Origin of the sequence: Phyllobacterium calauticae (assembly GCF_019991125.1) — a bacterium.
Lineage (GTDB): Bacteria > Pseudomonadota > Alphaproteobacteria > Rhizobiales > Rhizobiaceae > Phyllobacterium > Phyllobacterium calauticae.
The window spans coordinates 42,886-67,486 of sequence record NZ_JAGENB010000008.1; the positions used below are offsets into that span (position 1 = coordinate 42,886).

At 62.5% G+C, this 24,601-nt stretch carries 18 protein-coding genes; 8 read left to right on the plus strand and 10 right to left on the minus strand.

Annotated features, from left to right (window positions below; genetic code table 11):
* Nucleotides 1–6: 6 nt before the first annotated feature.
* The 4 genes from J1W56_RS21880 to J1W56_RS21895 all read right to left on the minus strand — a co-directional run bounded on the left by J1W56_RS21880 (nucleotide 7) and on the right by J1W56_RS21895 (nucleotide 4,147).
* Nucleotides 7–498, minus strand: a complete 492-nt coding sequence (locus J1W56_RS21880; RefSeq protein WP_223615411.1) for a DUF2493 domain-containing protein — start codon at nucleotides 496–498, stop codon at nucleotides 7–9.
* Between the two features lie 39 nt (nucleotides 499–537).
* Complete coding sequence (locus tag J1W56_RS21885; RefSeq protein WP_223615412.1) at nucleotides 538–840, minus strand: hypothetical protein; 303 nt, start codon at nucleotides 838–840, stop codon at nucleotides 538–540.
* Nucleotides 841–912: 72 nt separating this feature from the next.
* Nucleotides 913–3,627 (minus strand): magnesium-translocating P-type ATPase, encoded by a 2,715-nt coding sequence (mgtA, locus tag J1W56_RS21890; RefSeq protein WP_223615413.1) that lies wholly within the window; start codon nucleotides 3,625–3,627, stop codon nucleotides 913–915.
* 250 nt (nucleotides 3,628–3,877) lie between these two features.
* Nucleotides 3,878–4,147, minus strand: a complete 270-nt coding sequence (locus tag J1W56_RS21895; protein WP_223615414.1) for a hypothetical protein — start codon at nucleotides 4,145–4,147, stop codon at nucleotides 3,878–3,880.
* A 447-nt stretch (nucleotides 4,148–4,594) separates the two neighbouring features.
* On the opposite strand from J1W56_RS21895, the gene J1W56_RS21900 reads away from it, so the two are divergent.
* Both J1W56_RS21900 and J1W56_RS21905 read left to right on the plus strand, forming a co-directional pair.
* The gene (locus J1W56_RS21900; RefSeq protein WP_223615415.1) at nucleotides 4,595–6,352 is read left to right on the plus strand and encodes an ABC transporter ATP-binding protein; all 1,758 of its coding nucleotides are present in this window, start codon (nucleotides 4,595–4,597) and stop codon (nucleotides 6,350–6,352) included.
* A 62-nt stretch (nucleotides 6,353–6,414) separates the two neighbouring features.
* On the plus strand, nucleotides 6,415–8,103 hold the full coding sequence (locus J1W56_RS21905) for an AMP-binding protein (RefSeq protein ID WP_223615416.1): 1,689 nt from the start codon (nucleotides 6,415–6,417) through the stop codon (nucleotides 8,101–8,103).
* A 12-nt stretch (nucleotides 8,104–8,115) separates the two neighbouring features.
* Here the strand turns inward: J1W56_RS21905 and J1W56_RS21910 are convergent, their stop codons facing one another.
* Nucleotides 8,116–11,238: an efflux RND transporter permease subunit gene (locus tag J1W56_RS21910; protein WP_223615417.1), complete on the minus strand. Its 3,123-nt coding sequence runs from the start codon at nucleotides 11,236–11,238 to the stop codon at nucleotides 8,116–8,118.
* Nucleotides 11,235–12,479 (minus strand): efflux RND transporter periplasmic adaptor subunit, encoded by a 1,245-nt coding sequence (locus J1W56_RS21915; RefSeq protein ID WP_223615418.1) that lies wholly within the window; start codon nucleotides 12,477–12,479, stop codon nucleotides 11,235–11,237. Before J1W56_RS21915 ends, J1W56_RS21910 begins: the two co-directional genes overlap by 4 nt.
* 207 nt (nucleotides 12,480–12,686) lie before the next feature.
* Between J1W56_RS21915 and J1W56_RS21920 the strand changes: the two genes are divergently transcribed.
* Complete coding sequence (locus J1W56_RS21920) at nucleotides 12,687–14,951, plus strand: mechanosensitive ion channel family protein (RefSeq protein ID WP_223615419.1); 2,265 nt, start codon at nucleotides 12,687–12,689, stop codon at nucleotides 14,949–14,951.
* A 262-nt stretch (nucleotides 14,952–15,213) separates the two neighbouring features.
* Here the strand turns inward: J1W56_RS21920 and J1W56_RS21925 are convergent, their stop codons facing one another.
* From J1W56_RS21925 to J1W56_RS21935, 3 genes are read right to left on the minus strand one after another with little or no spacing between them, the layout of a single operon-like run.
* Entirely contained in the window at nucleotides 15,214–16,002 is a 789-nt protein-coding gene (locus tag J1W56_RS21925; protein WP_223615420.1) for an ABC transporter ATP-binding protein, read from the minus strand.
* Entirely contained in the window at nucleotides 15,999–16,994 is a 996-nt protein-coding gene (locus J1W56_RS21930; RefSeq protein ID WP_223615421.1) for a FecCD family ABC transporter permease, read from the minus strand. The genes J1W56_RS21925 and J1W56_RS21930 overlap by 4 nt, the downstream gene beginning before the upstream one ends.
* A complete protein-coding gene (locus J1W56_RS21935; protein WP_223615422.1) occupies nucleotides 16,991–17,851 on the minus strand; it encodes an ABC transporter substrate-binding protein in 861 nt (286 codons plus the stop codon). The genes J1W56_RS21930 and J1W56_RS21935 overlap by 4 nt, the downstream gene beginning before the upstream one ends.
* A gap of 177 nt (nucleotides 17,852–18,028) precedes the next feature.
* Between J1W56_RS21935 and J1W56_RS21940 the strand changes: the two genes are divergently transcribed.
* From J1W56_RS21940 to J1W56_RS21960, 5 genes are all read left to right on the plus strand, one after another.
* Nucleotides 18,029–19,015, plus strand: coding sequence for an aldo/keto reductase (locus tag J1W56_RS21940; protein ID WP_223615423.1), 987 nt, complete (start codon nucleotides 18,029–18,031; stop codon nucleotides 19,013–19,015).
* Between the two features lie 250 nt (nucleotides 19,016–19,265).
* Nucleotides 19,266–20,120, plus strand: a complete 855-nt coding sequence (locus J1W56_RS21945) for a ferredoxin--NADP reductase (RefSeq protein ID WP_223615424.1) — start codon at nucleotides 19,266–19,268, stop codon at nucleotides 20,118–20,120.
* Between the two features lie 172 nt (nucleotides 20,121–20,292).
* Entirely contained in the window at nucleotides 20,293–20,757 is a 465-nt protein-coding gene (locus tag J1W56_RS21950; protein WP_105735155.1) for a MarR family winged helix-turn-helix transcriptional regulator, read from the plus strand.
* The gene (locus J1W56_RS21955) at nucleotides 20,750–21,970 is read left to right on the plus strand and encodes an HlyD family secretion protein (RefSeq protein ID WP_223615425.1); all 1,221 of its coding nucleotides are present in this window, start codon (nucleotides 20,750–20,752) and stop codon (nucleotides 21,968–21,970) included. Before J1W56_RS21950 ends, J1W56_RS21955 begins: the two co-directional genes overlap by 8 nt.
* Nucleotides 21,963–23,510 (plus strand): DHA2 family efflux MFS transporter permease subunit, encoded by a 1,548-nt coding sequence (locus J1W56_RS21960; RefSeq protein ID WP_223615426.1) that lies wholly within the window; start codon nucleotides 21,963–21,965, stop codon nucleotides 23,508–23,510. Before J1W56_RS21955 ends, J1W56_RS21960 begins: the two co-directional genes overlap by 8 nt.
* 55 nt (nucleotides 23,511–23,565) lie before the next feature.
* On the opposite strand, the gene J1W56_RS21965 is transcribed toward J1W56_RS21960, so the two are convergent.
* Complete coding sequence (locus J1W56_RS21965; protein ID WP_223615427.1) at nucleotides 23,566–24,582, minus strand: amino acid ABC transporter substrate-binding protein; 1,017 nt, start codon at nucleotides 24,580–24,582, stop codon at nucleotides 23,566–23,568.
* Between the last annotated feature and the right edge of the window lie 19 nt (nucleotides 24,583–24,601).

A 24,601-nucleotide genomic window follows, 5' to 3' on the forward strand; every position in this document is an offset into this window, starting at 1 on the left:
GGCTCGTCATGCGAGGCTAGCATTTCTCCGGTTAACAATGATGACAGTCCCTGTCATCGCGAGGCAGGCGGCTTGGCACGGCATGTCGCCCTCCGGACTGTCGGCGCAATGATCCGCAGGCGCCCCCGCCTCACCATGGGAAGACCGCTCCAGGCTTCGGGCCGTGATCACCGGAATATGCCTGGCATGGGCCTGCTGCACCAGTTCCTGCAGATGCCTGCCGCCGGGAAAGGCCAGCAGCGCATCGGGGCGGCTGTCTTCCAGCATGAAGCGGTTGCGCTTCGTGTCGGCCTGCTTGCCCAGCAGCGACCAGTTGGCGGGATAGCGGACGATATGGACATCGTTCTGCCGGGCCCAGTCTTCGGCCACCGATCCCAAGGCGGGAAGACCGCCATGGATGAGAACCGTCACCGGGCAGGCCGCATGGATGCGGTTCAGTTCGTCGAGAATGGCTTCGGCGACATCGAAATGCCGGCCGCCGGAAATCAAAAGGCGCATGATGTGCTCCTTGCAGTCTGTGTTGAAATGGGAGGTGCGCTACCAGCGCGCCCGCCGCATGATGCGGATGGCGCTCTGGTTCAGGGAGGACGACCACTGGATGAGGCGCCAGCTGCGCCTGCGATTGAGAACGCCCCGGCGGTGCAGCCGCGTGGCAAGCCAGAACAATCCCTGCCCCGTCACGGCCAAAAGCCAGCAGAGCCATCGCAGGAACTGATCCCCTATCCGGGAACGGCGCGGTTCCGGGCGCTTCGAAAGCGAGCCGCGTTTGGGCAAACCACCCCATGAACCATGGGGCGGCGTGCCTGCCTGAAAGTGCAGGATGAAATTGGTCATGACCATGGCAGATCTCCTCTGGCGGTCTTGCGGAACGGGAGGATGACGGGCGGCAGATGCCGCCCGCTGTTTGACGGTTCAGAACCACTGGCCGAAGCGGCGGATGTAGATCGCCTTCATCGTCTGGGCGACGACGCAGTAGCTGAACAGGGTAGCCACCAGCCAGGGGAAGTAGCTCCAGGGCAGAGGCTGCAATCCGACCAGCGTGCCGAGCGGCGAGAACGGCACATAGATTCCGAGGCCCATCACCAGGATCGACATCAGCATGACCGGCAGGGCCGCCGTGCTCTGGATGAAGGGAATCTTCTGCGTGCGCAGCATGTGCACGACCAGCGTCTGCGACAGAAGCCCCTCGATGAACCAGCCGGACTGGAACAGCGACTGATGCTCGGGCGCATTGGCGGCAAAGACGAACCACATCAGGGCAAAGGTGGTCATGTCGAAGATCGACGAGGTCGGTCCGATCCACAGCATGAAGCGGCCGATGTTCCTCGCATCCCACTTGCGCGGCTTGCTGAGGAATTCCTTGTCCATCCGGTCCCACGGCAATGCCAGCTGCGAGATATCGTACATCAGGTTCTGGATGAGCAGATGGATCGCCAGCATCGGCAGGAACGGGATGAAGGCGCTGGCCACCAGCACCGAGAACACGTTGCCGAAGTTGGAGCTCGCCGTCATGTTCAGGTACTTCATGATGTTGCCGAAGGTCTCGCGACCCTTGATCACGCCCTCTTCGAGCACCATCAGGCTCTTTTCCAAGAGGATGATATCGGCCGATTCCTTGGCGATATCCGCACCGCTGTCTACGGAAATGCCGACATCCGCATCGCGCAGCGCCGGGGCATCGTTGATCCCGTCGCCGAGGAAGCCAACCGTGTGGCCATTGGCCTGCAGGGCCTTGAGCACCCGCGATTTCTGCAGCGGCGTCAGCTTGGCGAAGACGACGCGCTCCTCCACGAGCAGGCGCAGCGCGCTGTCGTCCAGCTTCTCGATGTCCCGCCCCAGCAGCGGTATCCCCGCTTCAAGCCCGACCTCACGGCAGATCTTGAGGCTGACCACCTCATTGTCACCGGTCAGCAGCTTGACCGCGACGCCATGTTCGGCAAGCGCCGCAATTGCCGGTCCGGCGGTTTCCTTGGGCGGGTCGAGGAAGGTCAGGAAACCTTCGACGATCAGCTCGCTTTCATCCGCAATGCCGTATTGCGCCTTTGTGTCCCCGGTCGGGATTTCCCGGGTGGCGACCACCAGAACACGGAACCCGTCCTCATTGTAGGTGCGGGCGATGGCAACCAGTGCCTTGCGGCTGGTGTCGTCGAGCACGCGGACATCGTTCCCGTCGCGCATGCGGGTCGCAATACCAAGCATTTCCTCCACGGCGCCCTTGCAGACCAGCAGGTGCTCGCCGGCCACGCCTTCGACCACCACCGACAGCCGCCGGCGGATGAAATCGAACGGCATCTCGTCGACCTTGCGATAGAAGGCGGCGGTCCGCATGTTGTCGGCCGATGCATCGGTAAAGCGCAGCACGGCCTGATCCATCAGATTCTTCACGCCGCTCTGGTGATGGCTGTTGAGCCAGGCAAGGCGCAGCACCGTCTCGTCGCGCTTGCCGTAGACATCGACATGATGCTCGAGGATGATCTTGTCCTGGGTCAGCGTGCCTGTTTTGTCCGTGCACAGGATGTCCATGGCACCAAAATTCTGGATGGCGTTGAGGCGCTTGACCACGACCTTGCGCCGGGCCATGGCAACGGCGCCCTTGGCCAGGTTGGACGAGACGATCATCGGCAGCATTTCCGGCGTCAGGCCAACGGCAACCGCAAGCGCGAACAGCAGGGCTTCCAGCCAGTCACCCTTGACGAAACCGTTGATCAGGAAGACGACCGGCACCATCACCAGCATGAAGCGGATGAGCAGCCAGCTGACGCTGTTGATGCCGCGGTCGAAGGCGGTCTGGGCGCGCGAACCGACGATGGATTTGGCAAGCGAACCGAAATAGGTGCGCGATCCCGTCGCCACGACGACAGCCGTCGCCGTGCCGCTGACCACATTGGTGCCCATGAAGCAGATATTGGGAACATCCAGCATGTCGGTCTGATCCGAGGCAATGCCCAGCGCCGACTTCTCGGCAACCGCGCCGAGCGTGTCGTATTTTTCGACGGGAATGGCTTCGCCGGTCAGGACCGCCTGGCTGACATAGAGATCGCGCGATTCAATCAGGCGCACGTCGGCCGGGATCATGTCACCGGCGGACAGGCGCACGACATCGCCTGCCACGAGTTCCCGCATCGGAATTTCGAGCATTTCCGGCGGGGTCGTCGCCCGGTTCCGGCGCAGCACCGTGGCCGTCGTGCGCACCATCGCCTTCAAGGCTTCGGCCGCCTTGCCGGAGCGGTATTCCTGGACGAAGCGCATGATGCCGCTGGCCAGAATCATGACCGCGAGAATGATCACCTTGGTCGGATCCGGAGCATCGCCATTTTGCATGGGCAACCAGCAGTCCGTGAAAGCGCTGATCAGGCCGAGAACGATCAGCACCATGATGAAGGGGTTCTTGAAAGCCGACATGAACTGGAGCAGCGCATGCGGGCGCCGGTCATGGGCGACCTCGTTTGCCCCGTCCTTGGCCAGGCGTTCCGTCGCATCGCGGACCGTCAGGCCGTCCCGGTGGCTTTTGACGTTGGCGAGGGTGATGTCGATATCGTTCTGGGCTTCGCGCACAGCCCGCATGGACAGCTTGCGGCTGTCCTTCTTCTCCGCATTCAATGCGGAATTCTTGAGAATGACGTTCATTTTCTGGTCTCCTGCCGCTTTGCGCGACAGCGACACCAGCTCCGGATCACCTGAAATTCAGGCGCAACAAGCCGTGCCGAGCCGTCACGTCCACGGTCGGTTTTGGGGAATTTGCTCTTTGGGATCGCCCGCCATGCTTGCCGGTCACCGGCAGCACGGCGGGCCTACTAGGATAGTCGTCCATGGGATACTCCTTCATGCCGCGCCCGATGGCCCGAAGGCGCATGCGCGGCGTTTGGCAAAACAGCGGTCAGATCATGCGGCCCGACTGATAGACCGCCAGCACCAGCCCGAGTTTTTCAACCGGGTCCAAAACGGGTGCGGGCGGCTCATTGTCGGCATGCCAGCGCATTTCAAGCCGGCCATTGACCGGATTGACGCGCCAATCCGCCTGCAGATTGGAAAAAAGATGCTGTTTCTGGGGTGCTGCGGAAACGCTGTTCCGTTGCACGGCAAGCCGCCCGCGGGCGCGGTTGGCGAAGGCGCGAACGCCTGGAAGAGTTGCGAACGTGATGTTCATGGCTCACCTCATTGACCGGAAGCGATCCGGCCGGGGGTGAGCGACGGTGGAGCCCTAGGCCCTAACGTTGCTCATCCGGTGTACCGGATCGAGTCCTGCTCGTTAGTTGTTTCAAGCGCCCGGCCTCCCGCATCAACGGCAGTCAGGGCGCAGCTAGATTTGCTGTCCATCGTCTTCTTTGTGATTTGAAAAATGACCTGGGTAACCCAAGCAAAACCGCGATACGCCTGCTTGATGCGGGTTGTCAACCGGAAAGCTTGGCCATCGCGATTTTTGTCGCGTGAAATTGCTCACATCAGCCGCAACGGCTTGAATTCCGGCCCCAAATCGGCCTGCCCGGCATCCAGCGCCCGCAAAACATGTTCGCTTATGGGGGAGCGGCGTGCTAACGCTTCCCCAACAGTTCCATTCAAGCCAGAGAGCTTCCGGTTCTCGCCATACGTGCCCATGATCAAACGTTTTTTCGCCTATTACGCGCCCTACAAAGGGCTGTTCGCGCTGGACTTCTCCTGCGCCGTCCTGTCCGGCCTGCTGGAACTCGGCTTTCCCATGGCCGTGCGTGCCTTCATCGATGTGCTGTTGCCGAGCGAGAACTGGAGCTACATTCTTCTGGCGGCGGCCGGACTGCTTGCTGTCTATCTCCTCAATTCCGGCCTCACGGCGGTCGTTGTCTATTGGGGGCACAAGCTCGGCATCAACATTGAAACCGAGATGCGCCGCAAGAGCTTCGATCACCTGCAAAAGCTCTCCTTCCGCTTCTACGACAACCACAAGACCGGCCATCTCGTCGCCCGCGTGACCAAGGACCTCGAGGAGATCGGCGAAGTGGCGCATCACGGCCCGGAAGATCTGTTCATCGCCATCATGACCTTCATCGGCGCATTCCTGCTGATGTTCCTCATCAACCCGCATCTCGCGCTGCTGACACTGGCCATCGTTCCCTTCGTTGCATGGGTCGCCAGCCGCTATGGCGGGCGCATGACCCGCAACTGGCAGAGCCTCTATCGGCGTGTCGGCGATTTCAATGTCCGCATCGAGGAGAATGTCGGCGGCATGCGCGTCGTGCAGGCCTTTGCCAACGAGGATCATGAGCGCGATCTCTTTGCCCATGACAATGCCCGCTACCGGGAAACCAAGCTCAGCGCCTACCGCATCATGGCGGCAAGCACTTCGCTGAACTATATGAGCATGCGGCTGATCCAGCTGATCGTGATGATCGCGGGCAGCTACTTCGTCATCACCGGCAGCCTTTCCAACGGCGGCTTCGTCAGCTTCCTGCTTCTGGTGACGGTGTTCGTGCGGCCGATCGAAAAGATCAACTCGGTGATCGAGACCTATCCGAAGGGCATTGCCGGGTTCAAGCGCTACACCGAGCTTCTCGACACCGAGCCCGATATCGCCGACCGGCCCGGTGCCGCCGATGTCAGCGGCCTCAAGGGCAATATCCGCTACGACAAGGTGAATTTCGGCTACACCACCGGCAGGGCAGCGCTGCGCGCTATCGATCTGGAGATCAGGGCCGGTGAGACCGTTGCCTTTGTCGGCTCCTCCGGTGCTGGGAAAACCACCCTCTGTTCACTGCTGCCGCGCTTTTACGAGGTCGACTCCGGCGCGATCACCGTTGATGGCATCGACATCCGCGACATGACCCTCGCCTCGCTGCGCAGCCAGATCGGCGTTGTGCAGCAGGATGTCTTCCTGTTCGGCGGCTCCATCCGCGAGAACATCGCTTATGGCCGCCTCGATGCGTCGGATGAAGACATTGCGCTTGCCGCCCGCCGCGCCCGCCTCGACGAAATGATAGCCGGTCTGCCTGCCGGGCTTGAGACCATTGTCGGCGAGCGCGGCGTCAAGCTGTCGGGCGGCCAGAAGCAGCGGCTTGCCATTGCCCGCATGTTCCTGAAAAACCCGCCCATCCTCATTCTCGATGAAGCGACATCGGCGCTCGACACGCAGACCGAGCGCGAAATCCAGGCATCCCTCGCCGAACTGGCGCAGGGCCGCACCACCCTGGTCATCGCGCACCGGCTGGCGACGATCCGCAATGCCGACCGCATCGTCGTGGTCGACGATGCCCGGATTCTGGAACAGGGCAGCCACAGCGAACTGCTTGCCGCAGGCGGCGCCTACAAGCGGCTCTATCAGGTGCAGTTCGGCGATGCGGGCGCGGAAATCCTGCTTGACCGGGTGAACGGGAAAGCCTGAACTTTACAGCGCCGGTCAGAAACGTATGCTCCATCTGCTGAACGCTTTGGGAGGAGCAATCGATGATCAGGGAAAGCTACGTTCACGGTGCAAGCAGCCAGCCGCTGATCGGCGAAACGATCGGACGGCACTTTGACCATATCGCCGGGCGGTTTCCCGACCGCCCCGCCCTTGTGGTCCGCCACCAGAATGTGCGCCTGAGCTATGCCGAACTGAAGCAGCGCGTTGACGCCGTCGCAGCGGGCCTCATCGCGCTTGGCCTGAAACCCGGTGACCGCATCGGCATCTGGTCGCCCAACAATCTGGAATGGGTGCTGACCCAGTTCGCCACCGCCAAGGCCGGGCTCATCCTCGTCAACATCAATCCGGCCTACCGCTCGCACGAGCTTGAATATGCCGTCAACAAGGTCGGCTGTGCCGCGCTGATCCTGTCGCCCGCCCTGAAAACCAGCAATTACCTCGACATATTGCGCGAGATCGCCCCGGAACTTGGCACCTGCGCGCCCGGCGAACTCCGGTCAGCGAAGCTGCCGACGCTGCGGACCGTCATTCGTCTGGGCGCAGACAAGACGCCGGGGATGCTCAACTTCGCCGATCTCGAACAGGCAGCGACCCCGGAAGCCAGGCAACAGCTGCAGGCGCTGGCCGCCGTGCTCCAGTTCGACGACCCAATCAATATCCAGTTCACCAGCGGCACCACCGGCAGCCCCAAGGGCGCGACACTCAGTCACCACAATATTCTCAACAACGGCTTCTTCATCGGCGAGGCGATGCGCCTCACCGAAATCGACCGCCTGTGCATCCCGGTGCCGTTCTACCATTGCTTCGGCATGGTTCTCGGCAACCTTGCCTGCCTGACCCACGGCGCCTGCATGGTCATACCGGGCGAGGCGTTCGATCCGCTGGCGGTGCTGCAGACGGTGGAGGCCGAGAAGTGCACCGGACTGCACGGCGTGCCGACCATGTTCATCGCCATACTCGGGCATCCCGATTTCAAGACCTTCGACCTCAGCAGCCTGCGCACCGGCATCATGGCGGGCTCGCCCTGCCCCATCGAAGTGATGCGCAAAGTCATCCACGACATGCACCAGGGCGAAATCACCATCGCCTACGGGATGACCGAGACCAGTCCGGTCAGCTTCCAGAGTTCCGCCACCGACCCGCTGGAACGGCGCGTTTCGACGGTCGGACGCATTCATCCGCATGTCGAGGTCAAGATCATCGATGCGGATGGCGCCATTGTCGCGCCGGGTGTTACCGGTGAGCTTTTGACGCGCGGTTACAGCGTCATGCGCGGCTATTGGGGCGATGATGCCAACACCGCAGCCACCATCGACGCCGCCCGCTGGATGCATACTGGCGATCTCGCGACCATCGATGCGGAGGGCTATTGCAACATTGTCGGGCGCATCAAGGACCTGGTGATCCGGGGCGGCGAGAACATCTATCCGCGCGAGATCGAGGAGTTTCTCTACACCCATCCCGGCATCGCCGACGTGCAGGTGTTCGGCATCCCGGACAGCAAGTATGGCGAGTGCCTCTGCGCCTGGATCAAGGTACGGCCCGGCGCCAGCCTCAGCGAGCATGACGTGCTGCAGTTCTGCAAGGGCAGGATCGCCCACTACAAGGTGCCGGCCCATATCCGCTTCGTCGAGGACTATCCGATGACCGTGACGGGCAAGATCCAGAAGTTCATCATGCGGCAGGCCATGATTGACGAGCTGGGCCTGCTGGAAGCAAAAACCGCCTGAGTGGGGGGACGCCTATTCCGCCGCGTGCGGCGCCGCAACTGTGCCGCGTTTGCCAAAGACCCTGCGCCACAGCTGCGTCGATCCGCGCGACATGTCTTCCATGTAGAGGAAGATAACCGGCGTGATGAACAGCGTGAGGATTTGCGAGGCGAACAGGCCGCCGACCACGGCCACGCCGAGCGGCTGGCGCAATTCCGAACTGGCGCCGGCACCGATGGCAATCGGCAGGGTTCCCATCAGCGCGGCGAGCGTTGTCATCATGATCGGCCGGAACCGCACAAGGCAGGCTTCACGAATCGCGTCATGCGGCGTGTCACCCGCCCGCTGCCGGACAAGGGCAAAGTCGACCATCATGATGGCGTTCTTCTTGACGATGCCGATCAGCATCAGCATGCCGATGATGGCGATCACGCTGAGGTCAAAGCCGAACAGTTGCAGCGTCGCCAGCGCCCCGGCCGCCGCCGCCGGCAGGCCGGTCAGAATGGTCAGCGGATGGATGAAGCTCTCATAGAGAATGCCGAGCACGATATAGATCGTCAGGATCGCCGCGCCGATCAGCAGGCCCTGATTGGACAGCGCCTGCTGGAACACTTTGGCGGTGCCGGTGAATGCCGAGGAAATCGAGTCGGGAACATTCAGTTCCGCCTTGATCTTGTTGATTTCTTCCACCGCCCTGCCCAAGGCAATGCCCTGCGGCAGGTTGAAGGAGATGGTCACCGCCGGCAGCTGGCTCAACTGGCTGACGGCCAGCAGTCCGGCACGCCGCTCCACATGGGCGAAGGAAGACAGCGGAATGAGCTTGTTGGTGGTGGTCGAGCGGATCTGCATCTGGTCGAGCTTGTCGGTCGTCCAGGGGATGGACGGATCGAGCTCGAGGATCACCTCGTAGCTGTCGCCGGTGGAAAAGATGGTCGAGGCCTGATTGGTGCCGAAGGCGTAATAGAGCGAATTGCGCAGCTGCGTCGATGAAATGCCGAGGAGCCGCGCCTTGTCCGCATCGATCACCAGATTGGCCTGCAGCGCATTGTTCTGCAGGTCGCTGGTCACATCGGCAAAATATTGCCGGTCCTGCTGCAGCGCCAGCAGGAATTTCTGCGACCATGGATAGAGATCGTCGGCATTGATGCCCTGCAGCACGAACTGGTACTGCGCGCGCGACGACGTGCTGCCGATGCGCAGGTTCTGGATGGCGATGGGATAGCTGTTGATGCCGGGCACCTTGGCCAGCGACTGGCGCAGGTCCGTCAGCAGCGGGTCGAGCGCCAGTCGCTGGGATTTGGGTTTGAGCTCGACGAAGAAACTGCCCTGGTTGAGGCTCGATGAATTGAAGCCGCCGCCGATGGTCGATGCCACATGCGCCACATAGGGCTTGCTCCTCAGGACATCGGCCACCTGCTTCTGCAGCGCCACCATGGCATCGAATGAAATGTCCTGCCGCGCTTCGGTCGAGATGGAAAGCTGGCCGATATCCTCGGTCGGCAGAAAGCCCTTGTCGATGGACGAGAAGAGATAAAGCGTTGCAACAACCGTCAGGAGAAAGATTCCGAAGACAACGATACGGAAGCGCAGGCAGACATCGAGCATCCAGCGGTAACCGCCAAGGACCGCATCGAAAACCCGCTCCGTCAGGGGTTTGCGGCCCTTTCCATCGTCATGCGGAATGGCCGGCATGTGGCTGCACAGCATCGGGGTCAAGGTCAGCGATATCAGCGCCGACGCCACGATCGCCACGGTCACCACGACGGCAAATTCGTTGAAGATGCGCCCGACCACGCCGCCCATCAGCAGGACGGGGATGAAGACCGCCACGAGCGATGCGGTGATGGACACGATGGTGAAACCGATTTCCTCGCTGCCCTTGAGCGCCGCCTCGCGCGGCGGCATGCCCTCCTCGATATGCCGGGATATGTTCTCCAGCATGACGATGGCATCGTCCACCACCAGCCCGACGGAAAGCGTCAGGCCCAGCAGCGAGATATTGTCGATGGAAAAGCCGAAGACATACATCACGCCCAGCGTGGCGATCAGCGACAGCGGCACGGCAATCGTCGGGATAAGCGTGGCCGCGATCCGCCGCAGGAACACGAAGATCACCATCACAACCAGCGCGATGATCAGGATGAGCGTAAATTGCACATCCGATACGGCCTGCCGGATCGACGTCGAGCGGTCGTTGAGCACGTTGAGGCTGGTGGACGCACCGAGCTCTTCGGCGAATTTCGGCAGCATGGTCCGCACGCGGTCCACCACATCGACCGTATTGGCGCCGGGCTGGCGGAAGACGGCCAGCACCAGCGCCTTCTTGCCGTCATAACGGCTCTCGGTCTGGGTATTGGCAACGGAATCCACCACCCGCGCCACGTCGCCCAGGCGCACCGGCTTGCCATTGGGCGACGCGATCAGAATCTGGCGGAATGTGTCGGCATTCTTCGACTGCGTGTCGGCCTCGATTGCCATCTGCTGGGTGGGGCTGGTGAGCGTTCCCACCGGCGCAATCGAATTGTTGTCGGCCACGGCACTCGTCAGTTCATCGATGCCGATGCCGCGTGCCTTCATCGCATTGGGATCGACCTCGATGCGCACGGCGAACTGCTTGGCGCCGAACACCTGGACCTCGCCGACGCCATCCACGGTCGACAGCGACGGCGAGATGACCTGCTCGGCATAATCGTCGAGCTTCGACAATTGCGCCATATCGCTTTGCAGTGCGATCAGCAGGATGGGAGCGTCGGCTGGATTGGTCTTGCGGTAGCTCGGCGGCGTCGTCATGTTCGCCGGCAGCTGCCGCAGCGTCCGTGCGATGGCCGCTTGGACGTCGGCGGCGGCCTGATCGATGTTCCTGTCGAGCTCGAATTCGATGGTGACGCGGGTCTGTCCCTGCGTGCTCGTGGCGCTGATCGTCGAAACGGAGGGTATCGTGGCGAACTGCTTGATCAGCGGCGTTGCCACGGCATTGGCCATGGTGTCGGGCGCGGCACCCGGCAGCTGGGCGGAAACCGATATGACGGGGAAATCGACCTGCGGCAGGGCGGCAACAGGGAGGAACTGATAGGCAAACAGGCCCGATGCGGCCAGCGCGACGGAGAGGAGGATTGTTGCGATAGGCCGGCGGATGAATATGGCGGAGATGTTCATTGCACCGTGTCCGTCTTGATCGGATCCGGCGCAACCGCATCGGCCGCCGACAGTGCGGGCGCCGCAGTGTCCACATCGGCCACCGTTTCAATGACGCTCGAGCCGTCCTGCAGATGCAGCTGCCCGTCGATGACCACATGGTCGCCGGATTTGAGGCCCGCGGTGGTGACGGCGGTATCGCCGACCGTTTCAACCACGGTCACCGCCTGCTTGATCACCTTCTTGTCGGGGCCGACGACAAAGGCGAATGTCCCGTCATTGCCCTGCTGAATGGCGATCAGCGGTACGGTCACGGCGTCCTTGTGCGTGCCGATTTCGACCGTTGCGTTGATGTACTGGCCGGGCCACAGCGCGCCGTCATCATTGGCCACATCCGCCTTCAGGACAATCGTCCCGGAGGCCGTGTCGACGCTGGAATCGACAAAGTTGAGCGGGCCTGACGCAATCACTTCCTTGCTGCCGGGAACCTTGACAAGAACGTCGAGCTGACGTTCCTTCATCGCATCGCGCAATGTCGGCAGATCGCTTTCCGCCACCGTAAACGACACCCGCAGCGGTGCCATGCGCGTGATGGTCAAAAGACCGCCGCCGGTATCCGCGGTGCGCACGAAATTGCCGACGGATGTGTTGACCACACCGACACGGCCATCGATGGGTGCCTTGATGGTCATGTAGGACAGAAGGACCTCGTCGGCCTGGATCTGCGCCGTATCCATGGCAATCGACGCTTTCAACGCATTGACAACGGCAAGCGCCTGATAGGTCTGCTGCTGCGTATTGATTTTCTGGCTTGACAGGGCCTGCGCCCCGATCAGGTCCTGATTGGCGGAATCGAGATTGGCCTGGTCCTTGGCCAGTGCCGCCTTGTCCTTCTCGATCGTCGCTCGGATCGTCCGGTCATCCAGTTGAAAAAGCACGTCCCCGGCCTTGACCATCTGCCCGTCCTTGACATTGGTCGCCATCACCACGCCATCGGCTTGCGGCCGGATGATAACCGTGTTGATCGGCTCGATATTGCCGACAACCGTCTTGGTGATGGGCACGTCTTCGGTCTTGGCCGTGGCGGCAACAATCGATGGAACGGCGGCAGACCGCCCCTTGCCGGACCCTGCGGCCGGCGCTGTCGCGGCAACCGTCGTCGGCCCCTTGCCGGCAGGCGGCGCGTTCAGATGGGGAGAGAGAAAGATGTAGCCGAGTCCGGCCAATACAACGAACGCGATCAAAAGACCCAGACGTTTCACTGCACGCTACCTCCAGGGCACCGCCCGTTAGCCAACAATGTATCGGCTATGGACTCTCTCACCTTCCCGGCATCTTGTCGAATGACCATTTTGTCATGTTTGCTGCAATGCACAGGGCGGCAATCGCCCGGATCGGGCAATGCAATCAGCACTTGAAGCCGACCAAGCAATGCGCGTACTCCTATCAGGAGAACGAAGGGGACCGCGATGCTGACACACCTGAACATTCCATCGGCAATGCGCGTGGTCCTTTTGTGTCTGTGCACAGCACTTCCCGGCGTTTTCGCAGCGGCCACAACCGCTTGCGCCCAGGCCGCAGCGCCGGAAACCGTCACCATCGTGCTGCAGCGGGGCCAGAGCGAAGCCGACATCAACAACACGCTGCGGGCCGCCTATGCCAGCGGCCGCAACGTTGTCGTGCGTTGGGATGATCCGGCACCGGCGCCCGCACCGGCAAAAGCCAAGGCCTTGCCCGCCGCGCAGCCGGGCGATAGCCCGCTCGATCAGGCCGAAGCCCTGGCCGAGAATGCGCTGGATTCATTCGGCACCGGTCTCTCCGTCGGGCTCACGGGCATCGGCCACATCGTCGAACTGCCCTTCATGATGGACAAGGGGCTGCAAAGCCAGGGCGGCGACTGGGGCCAGGTTACCCTCGTCACGCTGGGTGCACTGCTTGCCGCCGCCGCCGCGGGCTGGATCGTCTTCCGGCTTGGCACGGCCCTGATCGTCCGCCCGCTCGGCGAGGATGCCGATCTCGTCCATCGCGCCCGCGGCTCGCTTGCCCGCACGGTGCGCGACATCGCCGGCATTTGCGCCTTCATTGCCGTCGGGCACATCGTCATCAACGTCCTGACGGCCGACGCGCCGATGGCCTCCACCCTAACGTTGAGGCTGCTGCACGCCGCGGCGCTGACCCTGGTCTATGCGGCGGTCGGACGGCTGTTCCTTTCGCCCGGTGATCCCCAGGCAAGGCTCCTGCCCATCAACAATCCGCAATGGCACTTCCGCATGCTGGTTGCCTATGGCCTCACCGGCGCCCTGGTCGGCCAGCTCGTCCGCCTGTCCCTGGAAAGCGGTGTCAGCCGCGGCGTCACCGAAGGCTGGTTCCTGATTGCAGCGACCGTGGTTACGGTTCTGAAGCTCTGGTGGTTCATTGGCGGACGCAAGGACATCACCGCGGTGTTTGCCGGACCGGCACCGAGCATGACCCGGCAGGTCATCGCAAGCGTGCTTCCGGCATTCCTGTCTTTTGTAGCCATCCTGATCTGGGTTGTCGGCTGCATGGCAGCCAGTGCTCCGCAGCGCGCCCATTGGGGGGAAGCGGCGGGCGCAACCCAGGTCATCGTCCTGCTGATACCCATCATCGCCCTTGGCATGCATGCGCTGATTGCGGCCATGCAGGAGCGGCACAAGAACGATACGCCCCTGCCGCCGCTGGCGCAGGCTTTCATCGCGGCCATCCAGACACTGGCGACCGGGGGCATCTGGCTTCTCGGTCTCTTCCTCATTATCCGTCTGTGGACCAGCTACATGGACAGCGCCTACGCCATGGCGCTGTCGCTCATCACCGGCCTGCTGCGGATCAGCGTTGCCGTGGTCATCGGCTGGGCCATCTGGAGTTTCCTGCGGCACTATTTCACCGCCCTCTCTCCCTCCTCGCGGCCGCTGCTGCCGGGACAGGATGACACGGACGGTCCAGCGCGCACCGCCGCCGGACGCCTCTCGACGATCCTGCCGCTGGTGCGCGATCTCGCCTTTGGCGCCATCGTTGCGATCACGGCACTCGTGGTGCTTTCATCCCTCGGCATGGATATCGGGCCACTGCTTGCCGGCTTCGGCGTTCTCGGGCTGGCCATTTCCTTCGGCTCGCAAACACTGGTGAAGGATGTGGTCTCGGGCATATTCTTCATTGCCGACGATGCCTTCCGCACGGGTGAATATATCGACACCGGCAAACTCAAGGGCACCGTCGAGCGCATCACGCTGCGCTCCCTGCAGCTGCGCCATCAGAACGGCCCGGTGCACACCATCCCCTTCGGACAGATCCAGTCGGTGACCAATTACAGCCGGGACTGGAGCACGATCAAGTTCGAGCTGCGTTTCGACCGCGACACCGATCCGGAAAAGATCCGCAAGACGGTCAAGAAGGTCGGCCAGGACATGCTTGAGGATCCGGAATTCGGCCCGGAATTTCTGGTTCCGCTGAAATTCCAGGGCATTCAGGACATCACCGAGAATTCGATGATTGTCCGGCTCAAATTCACCGCCAAACCGGGCAACCCGTCGCTTATCCAGCGTGAGGCGATGAAGCGGCTGCTCGTGGCCTTCCGCGAAGCCGGTCTCCTGCTGGCATCCAATGCGGTGACCGTGCGCTCGGGGACCAACGACGCGGCCGGTGCCGGTGCGGCAACCCAGATCGCCCTGGAGAAGGCCGCCGAACTCGCGTCGACGCAGGCGGCCAAGCCGGGCTAGGTCGTGCATTCATAAATCTGGTCGAAATGGCGCCTGAAACGGCAAGAAGATGCGAGGAGAGACGTGAAGGGCGGGGCCTTTCCCCCGGCCGAGCGGCTCGACACTGCAGCTTGCAGCCGTTTCGGCGTCCAAAGGATATGGTCCATTTGCCCGGCTACATCGTCGCAAAGCCTCAAAAATGAACCACATTTCCCTCGTCTTTGCTCCTTGTATCCAAACAAATGGCCTCATACCATTTCAATCAGATTTATGAGTGTACGACCTAGAGCCACTCCGGCGTGCCGGCAAGCGCGACGGGCTGGACGATCAGCCCCTGCTCCGTCGCCTGGAGATAGGCCTCGACACCATAAATCCGGCGCATGTGATCGGCCGTCAGCACCTCCGCGGGCCTGCCGTCGGCGACGATCATGCCTGCGTGGATGAGAACCAGCCGGCTGCACCAGTGCGCGGCAAGGCTGAGGTCGTGCAGGGATGCAACCACCGCCGAGCCCTTGCCGGCCAGATCGGCAAGCGACTGCATCAGGCCGATCTGATGTGCCGGATCGAGCCCCGCGGCCGGTTCGTCCGCAAGCAGGAGCGCCGCATCCTGCGCCAGGGCACGGGCGATCAGCACCCGCGCCCGCTCGCCGCCGGAAAGGTCGAGAGCCGAACGATGGCGCAGCTGCTGAACATCCATCCGCTGCATCGCCTGTTCAACCAGCGCCGCGTCATGCGCGCTCGGCCGGGAAAACCCGCGGCGGTAGGGCGTGCGGCCGAGCGAGACGAGATGTTCCACCGACACGGCCCAGGCGATTTCGCGGTCCTGCGGTAGATAGGCGACGTGCCTTGCCCGTTCCTCGACGTTCATCCGCCTCGCCGGTTTTCCGGCAATGGCGATGTCGCCGCTCGACGGCACCAGGCCGAGGATGCTCCGCAGAAGGGTTGACTTGCCCGCACCGTTCGGACCGATCAGCCCGACAAATTCACCGGCGCGAACGTCAAGCGATACATCGTGCAGGACGGCCCTGGAGCCGAGCGACGCATGGACATGGGACAGGCTGAGGATCGTCATATCAGCGTCCTCCGCGTGCGAAACACCAGCCAGAGGAAGAAGGGCGCGCCGATCATGGCCGTCAGCACGCCGAGCTTCAAATCCCGGCCCGGCGCGATCAGGCGCACGAGAATATCGGCTGCCAGCAGCATCGATGCGCCGCCAAGCGCACTGGCCGGCAGCAGGCGCGACGGCCGGGCACCCACCAGCGGCCGCAGCACGTGCGGTACGATCAGGCCGACGAAGCCGATGGCACCGGCAACGGCGGTGGCCGCCCCGACGGATGCGGCCGTGCCCAGAATGGCGAAGAACTGCACCCGCCGGATGTTGATGCCCATGCTGGCCGCCGCATCGGGGCCCAGTGTCAGGGCGTCAAGCGCGCGGCCGAGGCTGAACAGCAGCGCCCAGCCCGCAAGGATGAACGGGGCGGCAAGCTGCACATGCAGCATGGAGCGGTCGGTGAGGGATCCCAGCATCCAGTAGACGATCTCCATCGCGGCAAACGGGTTGGGCGACAGGTTCAGCGCCAGCGTGGTCATCGCCCCGGCAAAGCTCGAGACAGCGACACCGGCGAGAATGATGGTCAGCGTACCCGCGCCGCGGCCGGCCAGCGCCTGCACCAGGAAGACCGCGAGAACAGCGCCTGCCAGCGCCATCAGCGGCAGGGCAAGCGGGAAAGCCAGGGACAGGCCGGTATAGATGGCGATCACCGCGCCGAGGGATGCCGACGCACTCACCCCGAGAAGGCCCGGTTCCGCCAGCGGATTGCGCAGATAGCCCTGCAGTACCGCGCCGGAGAGCCCGAGGGTCGCCCCGATCATCAGGCCGAGCAGCGCGCGCGGCAGCCGTATTTCCCGCATGACGATGACGATGGCGTCGCCCTGCCCGGTCAGCAGGGCGCGCATACTGTCCGAAATGCCCAGTGCGGCCGGACCGGCGAGCAGCGACAGCACGAACAGGACAAGGGTCAACAGCGCAAGCCCGGACAGGAGAAGACGGTAATGATCCTTCATCTGGAGCCCTCCAGCCGTGCCGCATCCGACAGCAGCTTGACGGCCTCTGCCGTGAACGGTCCGCCGCATATCCAGTACTTGTCGGGGATATCGACGGGCTGCCGCCCCTGCAGCGCTGCCCGGAACGCCGGATGGAGCTGCGCGTCATAGGCAAGCGCGGGCGCCGGATAGGCGTTGTGGGTGGCAATCAGGTCCGGCTTGGCCATGACCAGTTGTTCGAGCGACAGTTTTTGCGTGCCGTCGAGGCCCAGTTTTTCGCCCATATTGATCAGTCCCGCCCGGTTGACAACCTCACCGGCCAGGGTGTTGCGGCCCGAGGTGATCTGGTTGGCATAATAGAGCGCGACCGTGGGCGCATCGGCGCTGCGTGCCGGAAGGCTTGCCAGGGCCGCGTCCATGGCGCCCAGCAGTTCTTCCGCCCTGGCTTCGCGCCCGAGCAGGGCACCCATCCGCCGTACATTGGCGCGGATATCCTCGAAGGAAGATTCCGGCGGGAATTCCTCGACGCGAAATCCCAGCCGCCTGAGAATACCGGTCGTGGCCCGCGTGGTATAGGTGCTGGTCAGGACGAGATCCGGCTGCATCAGGAATATCTCTTCCGCCTGACCATGATTGAGCGCAAACGCCCCCGCCTCCCCGGCCAGAACCGATACGGTCGCGTCCCCGGCGAGATAGGACACGGAAACGAGTTGCCCGCCCGATGCCAGCAGCATCGCCAGCTGATCGGTGCAAAGGTTCATGGAGACGACGCGTCCCGGCGCTTCGGCCGACGCGGAATCGACCGTGGCAGGCAGCGCAATGGCGGATGCCAACCACGCCGCGCCTGCGCCGACAGCCCGTCTGTATCCCCTGCTCACGCCCGCAAACTCCCCTTGCCCCTCATACAGCCGAAACCTTGGCGGCATGCGGCGACCTGCCTATAGCTGCCATCAATATCGTCCGGCGTATAGTCATTCCTGCGGCATATCCATCGTCTGACCGGTTGACATCCCGTTTTGCCGCTTCCACCATGGGACAGATTCCGGGAGAGACAATTGGACATTCGCAAGATTGGTAAAACGCCGCTGGCCGTCACTGAAATCGGCTTCGGCGGGGCGGCGATTGGCGGGCTGTATCGTGAATGCACGCGCGACGCCGCAATGGAAACCCTGCAGACCGCGTGGGATGCCGGCATACGCTATTTCGACACGGCACCGTTTTACGGTTTCGGCCTGTCGGAGCGCCGGACCGGCGACTTCCTGCGCGACAAGCCGCGCGACAGCTACGTGCTTTCGACAAAGGTCGGCCGCCTCATGCGCCCGGTGCCGGAGGATCAGGTCCCCGATCATTCCTACGTCAATCCCCTGCCCTTCGCCGTCGACTATGACTACAGCTATGACGGCATCATGCGTTCCTTCGAATTCAGCCTGGCGCGCCTCGGCCTGAACCGGATCGACATCCTCTACATCCACGATATCGGTGCCTATACCCATGGTGCCGGACAAAACGCCGTCTATATGGACCAGCTGCTCGGCAGCGGGCTGAAGGCGCTGGACGAACTCAAGTCGGCCGGGGCGATTGCCGCCTATGGGCTGGGGGTGAACGAAGTCGAGGTCTGCCTCAATGTGCTGGCCCGCCATCCGCTCGACTGCATTCTTCTCGCCGGGCGCTATTCCCTGCTCGACCGCGCGGCCGAACGCGGCCTGCTCGACGTCTGCCGGGCGCAGAACACCTCGCTCGTCATTGGCGGCGTGTTCAATTCCGGCATTCTGGCGACGGGTCCCGTCCCCGGCGCGCATTTTGATTATGGCTCGGCATCCCCGGATATTCTCGAGCGCGTCCGCGCCATGCAGGCCATCGCGGAGGCCGAAAATGTGCCCCTGGCAGCCGCCGCCATCCAGTTTCCGTTCCGCGAACCGGTCGTGGCGAATGTTTTGATCGGCACCGCGAAGCCCTCGAGCCTGACCCGCAATCTGGAAATTTTATCCACGAAAGTCCCGGAATCTGTATACACCGACTGCGAACGTTTCGTCCTTCGCTAAATTCTTCTAAAAGATCGCTCCGGATTAGTATCGGCATGGGTTTCATCGGGTGGCAGCAACCGCTAATTTGCTGATCTGCCTTGCAATATCAGCCATTGCATATTCCGCTCATCTGATTACATAAGGGCTCGCTGACTGCGTTCAGCGCGCCCGGCTGGCGTATGTGGCGGCCGGAAATCAGGCAATGAATGGAGCAACGCCCGGCTCTCTTTCATGTGTTGACACGAAGTATTGAGCGAGAGACCCAGGGATGACTGCATCTTCGTCAGCGACCGTCACGGCGGCACCCATTCATGCAACGGATGACCTTTCGGCACCGGTTGCATTTGCGATTCCCGACAATGTGTTCGCGGAAACGGTCACCGAGGTGCGCCATTATACCGATCGCCTGTTCCGTTTCCGTATTACGCGGCCGACGAGCTTCCGCTTCCGTTCCGGCGAATTCGTCATGATCGGCCTGCCCAATGCGGAAAAGCCGGTTTACCGTGCCTACTCCATCGCCAGCCCGTCCTGGGACGAGGAAATCGAATTCTTCTCGATCAAGGTCGACAACGGCCCGCTGACCGAGCATCTGCAAAAGATCAAGCGGGGCGATACGGTCCTCCTGCGCAAGAAGTCGACGGGGACACTGGTTCTCGATGCGCTTCTTCCGGGCAAGCGGCTCTACATGCTGTCGACCGGAACCGGCGTTGCCCCCTTCGCCAGCCTCATCCGCGACCCCGAGACCTATGAAAAGTTCGAAGAGGTCATCCTGATCCAGACCTGCCGGGATATCGCCGAGCTGAAATACATCACCGAAATGGTCGAGGGCATCAAGGATGACCCGCTGATCGGTGAATTCGCCGCCGACAGCCTGCGGCTCTACACGACGACCACGCGCGAACCATTCACCCATATGGGCCGCATCACCGACCTGATGCAGAGCGGCAAGCTGTTCAGCGATCTCGGCCTGCCGCCGCTCGATCCCGAAACCGACCGCGGCATGATCTGCGGCTCGATGCACATGATCCACGACACCAAGGCCATTCTGGAATCCTTCGGCCTGGTCGAAGGCGCCAACAACAAACCGGCGACCTATGTGGTCGAGCGGGCTTTCGTCGGCTAAAACCTGCCTGCAGAAACATCTGGAATATCGTGCCCGGTCTCCTTGAGGCCGGGCATTTTGCTATGCGTCTTGCCTCACTGACTTGTGACACCTTGTCTCTTCTAAAACATGAGTCCGCATGCTATATGTGTGAATGTTATAAGCACCCTTATGAGTTTCAAAACCCCACATCATGGACGACACACCCACTCTTGGCTTTCTGCTGCACGATGTTGCGCGGTTGCTGCGCAAGCGGTTTGAACAACGGGCAAAATGCCTCGGCCTGACCCGGTCACAGTGGCAGACGCTGGCCTATCTGTCCAAGAATGAGGGGATTCATCAGGCTGGCCTGGCGGAAATCCTCGAAATCGAGCCGATCACCCTGGTGCGCATCCTCGACAAGCTGCAGGAGCGGAACCTGATCGAGCGGCGCCGGCACCCGACCGACCGCCGCATCTGGCTGCTGTTCCTGCGCGATGAAGCGCGCCCGCATCTGGCGGATATGCGCGTCATCGGCGAAGTCACCCGGTCCGAAGCCCTCGAAAATGTGCCGGCGGAAGACCGCGAACATCTCATCCGCACTCTAACCCTTATGAAGTCCAATTTGATCGATGCCTGTCAGACACCGGTCGATGACAGGAAGACACACCATGGCTGACGGATCTCCCAACTCCCGCATTCCCGCCAATTCCGATCACCCCGCCGCACCGGGGCACGCCGCGCCTGTTCTGGAAAAGACCGACGCACCCGGCGAAGCGCCGGTAGCCGCCCGCGTCAACGAACCGGTGCCGCTGCCCGATATCACGCCGCCGAAAACCCGCCGCAACCGTCTGCGCCCCGTGCTCTTCGCCGCGCTGCCGCTTGCCCTCGTGGTCGGCGGTTATTTCTACGTCATCGGCGGGCAGGTCATGTCCACCGACAACGCCTATGTGCAGGCGGACATGGTCGGCGTTTCCACCGATATATCGGGGCTGGTCAGCGCCATAGACGTGCATGACAACGAGGTCGTCAAGCAGGGACAGATCCTGTTCCGCATCAACCCCGACGTCTACCGCATCGCTCTTGAGGGCGCGCAGGCGCAGCTCGGCACCGTTCGCAACCAGATTCTCAACCTGCAGGCGAGCTACAAGCAGACGCTGGCGGAAATCGCCCAGGCGGAATCCGACATTCCCTTCTACCAGAAGACCCTGCAGCGCCAGGCGGACCTGACCAACACCGCCGCCGTCTCCAAGGCCACCTACGATCAGGCCAAGCATGATCTGGATGCCGCCCAGCAGAAGGTCGATGTCGCCAGGGCGCAGGCCGCCACCACGCTCGCCCAGTTGGGCAACAATGCCGACCAGCCTGTCGAGCAGAACCCGTCCTATCTCGCGGCAAAGGCAACCGTCGACAAGGCCCAGCACGATTTTGACGCGACCACGGTGCGCGCGCCCTTCGATGGGATCGTGACCAATGTCAGTTCGCTGCAGGTCGGCGCCTATCTCCAGGCCTCGCAGGCCGGTTTCAGCCTTGTCTCGACAACCCATATGTGGGTTGCCGCCAGCCCCAAGGAAACCGAGCTGACCTATGTCAAGCCCGGCCAGCCGGTGACCGTGACCGTCGACACCTATCCGGGCGTCGAATGGAAGGGCACGGTTGCCAGCATCAGCCCGGCATCCGGCTCGAGCTTCTCGCTGCTGCCCGCACAGAATACAACCGGCAATTGGGTTAAGGTTGTGCAGCGCATTCCCATGCTCGTCAGCATAAACGACACGGCGGGCAAGCCGCCGCTGCGCGTCGGCATGAGCGTGACGGCCGAAGTCGATACTGGCCATGCACGCGGCCTGCCGCAGTTCGTGCAATCGCTTCTGGGCAGCAAGGATCATGTCTAGCACCGTCGCACTGCCGGGCACCGCACCGGTTGCCAATCGCGGCGCGATCACGGCCTGCGTCATCCTCGCCGTGATCATGCAGGCGCTCGATACGACCATCGCCAACGTGGCGCTGCCCTATATCCAGGGCAGCGTTGCGGCGAGCGCCGACCAGATCAACTGGGTCCTGACCTCCTACATCGTCGCTGCCGCCATCATGACGCCGCCGTCGGGCTTTCTGGCCGCCCGCTTCGGCCGCAAGCGCGTGCTGCTCACCGCCATCGCCGGTTTCGTCGTGGCGTCGGTGCTGTGCGGCATTGCCCAGTCGCTGCCGCAGATCGTGGCTTTCCGGTTGTTGCAGGGCCTGTTCGGCGCCTCGCTCGTCCCCCTATCGCAAGGCATTCTTCTCGACATCTATTCCGTCGAGGAGCGCGGCTCGGCCATGGCGCTGTTCGGCGTTTCCGTCATGGTCGGTCCCGTGCTCGGCCCCGTCATCGGCGGCTGGCTGACCGACAATATCAGCTGGCGCTGGGTGTTCTACATCAACGTTCCCATCGGCCTTCTCGCCTTTGCCGGCATCGTTGCCTTCGTCACCGAAACCGGGCGGGAGCTGAAGGCCAAGCTGGACTGGTTCGGCTTCGGCACGCTCAGCCTTGCCATCGCCGCCCTTCAGCTTTTTCTCGACCGCGGCGAACAGCTCGACTGGTTTTCCTCCGGCGAAATCCAGCTGGAAGCGCTTGTCTGCGTCAGCGCCTTCTACCTGTTCCTCAGCCACACCTTCACGGCCGAACGGTCCTTCGTCAATCCAAGGCTGTTCCTCGACCGGAACTTTGCCGTCAGCATGTTCTTCATCTTCATCGTCGGCGTGACCTATCTCGCCTCGCTCGCCCTGATGACGCCCTACCTGCAGACCCTCATGGGCTATCCCGTCACCACGGCGGGTATCGTCATGGGCCCGCGCGGCGTCGGCACGATGGTGTGCATGTTCATCGTCGGCCGCCTCATCGGCAAGGTCGATACGCGCTTCCTCCTGGTGCTCGGCCTCGGGCTGACCGCCTGGGCCATGTACGACATGACCGGCTGGACGCCTGACGTATCGCAGTGGACCATCGTTTCGGTGGGCTTCATCCAGGGTGCCGGCCTCGGCTTCCTCTTCGTGCCGCTGACGACGATTGCCTTTGCCACCCTGCCCGCCAGCATGCGCGGCGAAGGCACGGGCCTTTACAATCTCTCGCGCAATATCGGTTCCAGCGTCGGCATTTCCATCGTCACGGCGCTGATCACCGAGAATGTGCAGACCAACCACGCCTCGATCGCCGCCTATGTCACGCCGTTCAACCACGCCTTCAATGCACCTGCCGTGATGCAGCATCTCGACCCGCTGAAGGCGGCGGGCCGCGCTTCGCTTGACGGCATCATCACCCTGCAGGCCACGATCATCGCCTATATGGACGATTTCAAGCTGCTGATGCTGATGTCGCTGGCAGCCATCCCGCTGGTGTTCCTGCTGCGCAAGCCGGCACCCAGCGCCGCGCCGCCGGAACATGCGGTGATGGAATGAAACAAGGGCGGGCGGTCCATTGGACCACCCGCCCTTGTTCTTTTACAGACCCCTCCTAGCGCGCCGGCGGCGCATACATCAGGCCGCCGGCATTCCACAAAGCGTTGATGCCCCGGTCGATCTTCAGGGGACTGCCCTTGCCGAGATTGCGGTCGAACATCTCGCCGTAATTGCCGGTTGTCGACACGATCTTGTAGATCCAGCCCTTGTCGAGGCCCAGCGGCGCACCCGTATCCCCCTCGGCGCCCAGAAAGCGCTTGATCGACGGATTGCCGGATTCCATCTGCTTGGCGATGTTCTCCCTGGTAATGCCCAGCTCTTCCGCCTCGATCATCGAGAACAGGGTCCAGCGGACAATGTTGAACCAGCGGTCATCGCCCTGGCGCACCGCCGGTCCCAGCGGCTCCTTGGAAATGATCTCGGGTAGCACCATGAACCCCTCGGGGTCGGACAGGGTCAGCCTTTGCGCGTAGAGTGCGGAGGCATCCGTCGTGTAGACATCGCAGCGGCCATTGTTCAGCGCGACAATGGTTTCATCCGGGCGTTCGAACGAGACGATCTCGTAGGTGATGTTGTTCGCCTTGAAATAATCGGCAACGTTGAGTTCCGTCGTCGTGCCGGTCTCGGTGCACAGCGAGGCGCCGGAGAGCTCCTTTGCGCTCTTCACGCCCAGTGACTTCTTCACCATGAAGCCCTGCCCGTCATAATAGGCGGTGCCGACGAATTTGAGGCCCATGGTGGTATCGCGCGACAGGGTCCATGTGGTCTGGCGCGACAGCAGATCGGCTTCGCCGGACTGCAGCGCGGTGAAGCGGTCCTTGGTGGAAAGCGGAATGAAGTTGACCTTGTCCGGGTCGCCGAAGATTGCCGCGGAAACCGCATGGCAGAAATCGACGTCGAAGCCGGTCCATTTGCCCGTGCTGTCCGCATTGGAAAAGCCGAGGACGCCCTGGCTGACGCCGCAATTGACGCGGCCGCGTTCCTTGATCACCGACAGCGTGTCGGCCTTGGCGGGGGTGGCGGTAAAGGCTGCCGATGCCAGCAGCAGGGCCAGAAGTGCAGTCCGTTTCATGATGTTCTCCCTCATTGTG

Excerpts from the sequence above, each read along its gene's own strand:
- J1W56_RS21880 (WP_223615411.1), bottom strand. The coding sequence starts at position 498 with ATGCGCCTTTTGATTTCCGGCGGCCGGCATTTCGATGTCGCCGAAGCC.
- J1W56_RS21885 (WP_223615412.1), bottom strand. The coding sequence starts at position 840 with ATGGTCATGACCAATTTCATCCTGCACTTTCAGGCAGGCACGCCGCCC.
- mgtA (WP_223615413.1), bottom strand. The coding sequence starts at position 3,627 with ATGAACGTCATTCTCAAGAATTCCGCATTGAATGCGGAGAAGAAGGAC.
- J1W56_RS21895 (WP_223615414.1), bottom strand. The coding sequence starts at position 4,147 with ATGAACATCACGTTCGCAACTCTTCCAGGCGTTCGCGCCTTCGCCAAC.
- J1W56_RS21900 (WP_223615415.1), top strand. The coding sequence starts at position 4,595 with ATGATCAAACGTTTTTTCGCCTATTACGCGCCCTACAAAGGGCTGTTC.
- J1W56_RS21905 (WP_223615416.1), top strand. The coding sequence starts at position 6,415 with ATGATCAGGGAAAGCTACGTTCACGGTGCAAGCAGCCAGCCGCTGATC.
- J1W56_RS21910 (WP_223615417.1), bottom strand. The coding sequence starts at position 11,238 with ATGAACATCTCCGCCATATTCATCCGCCGGCCTATCGCAACAATCCTC.
- J1W56_RS21920 (WP_223615419.1), top strand. The coding sequence starts at position 12,687 with ATGCTGACACACCTGAACATTCCATCGGCAATGCGCGTGGTCCTTTTG.
- J1W56_RS21925 (WP_223615420.1), bottom strand. The coding sequence starts at position 16,002 with ATGACGATCCTCAGCCTGTCCCATGTCCATGCGTCGCTCGGCTCCAGG.
- J1W56_RS21930 (WP_223615421.1), bottom strand. The coding sequence starts at position 16,994 with ATGAAGGATCATTACCGTCTTCTCCTGTCCGGGCTTGCGCTGTTGACC.
- J1W56_RS21945 (WP_223615424.1), top strand. The coding sequence starts at position 19,266 with ATGACTGCATCTTCGTCAGCGACCGTCACGGCGGCACCCATTCATGCA.
- J1W56_RS21950 (WP_105735155.1), top strand. The coding sequence starts at position 20,293 with ATGGACGACACACCCACTCTTGGCTTTCTGCTGCACGATGTTGCGCGG.
- J1W56_RS21955 (WP_223615425.1), top strand. The coding sequence starts at position 20,750 with ATGGCTGACGGATCTCCCAACTCCCGCATTCCCGCCAATTCCGATCAC.
- J1W56_RS21960 (WP_223615426.1), top strand. The coding sequence starts at position 21,963 with ATGTCTAGCACCGTCGCACTGCCGGGCACCGCACCGGTTGCCAATCGC.
- J1W56_RS21965 (WP_223615427.1), bottom strand. The coding sequence starts at position 24,582 with ATGAAACGGACTGCACTTCTGGCCCTGCTGCTGGCATCGGCAGCCTTT.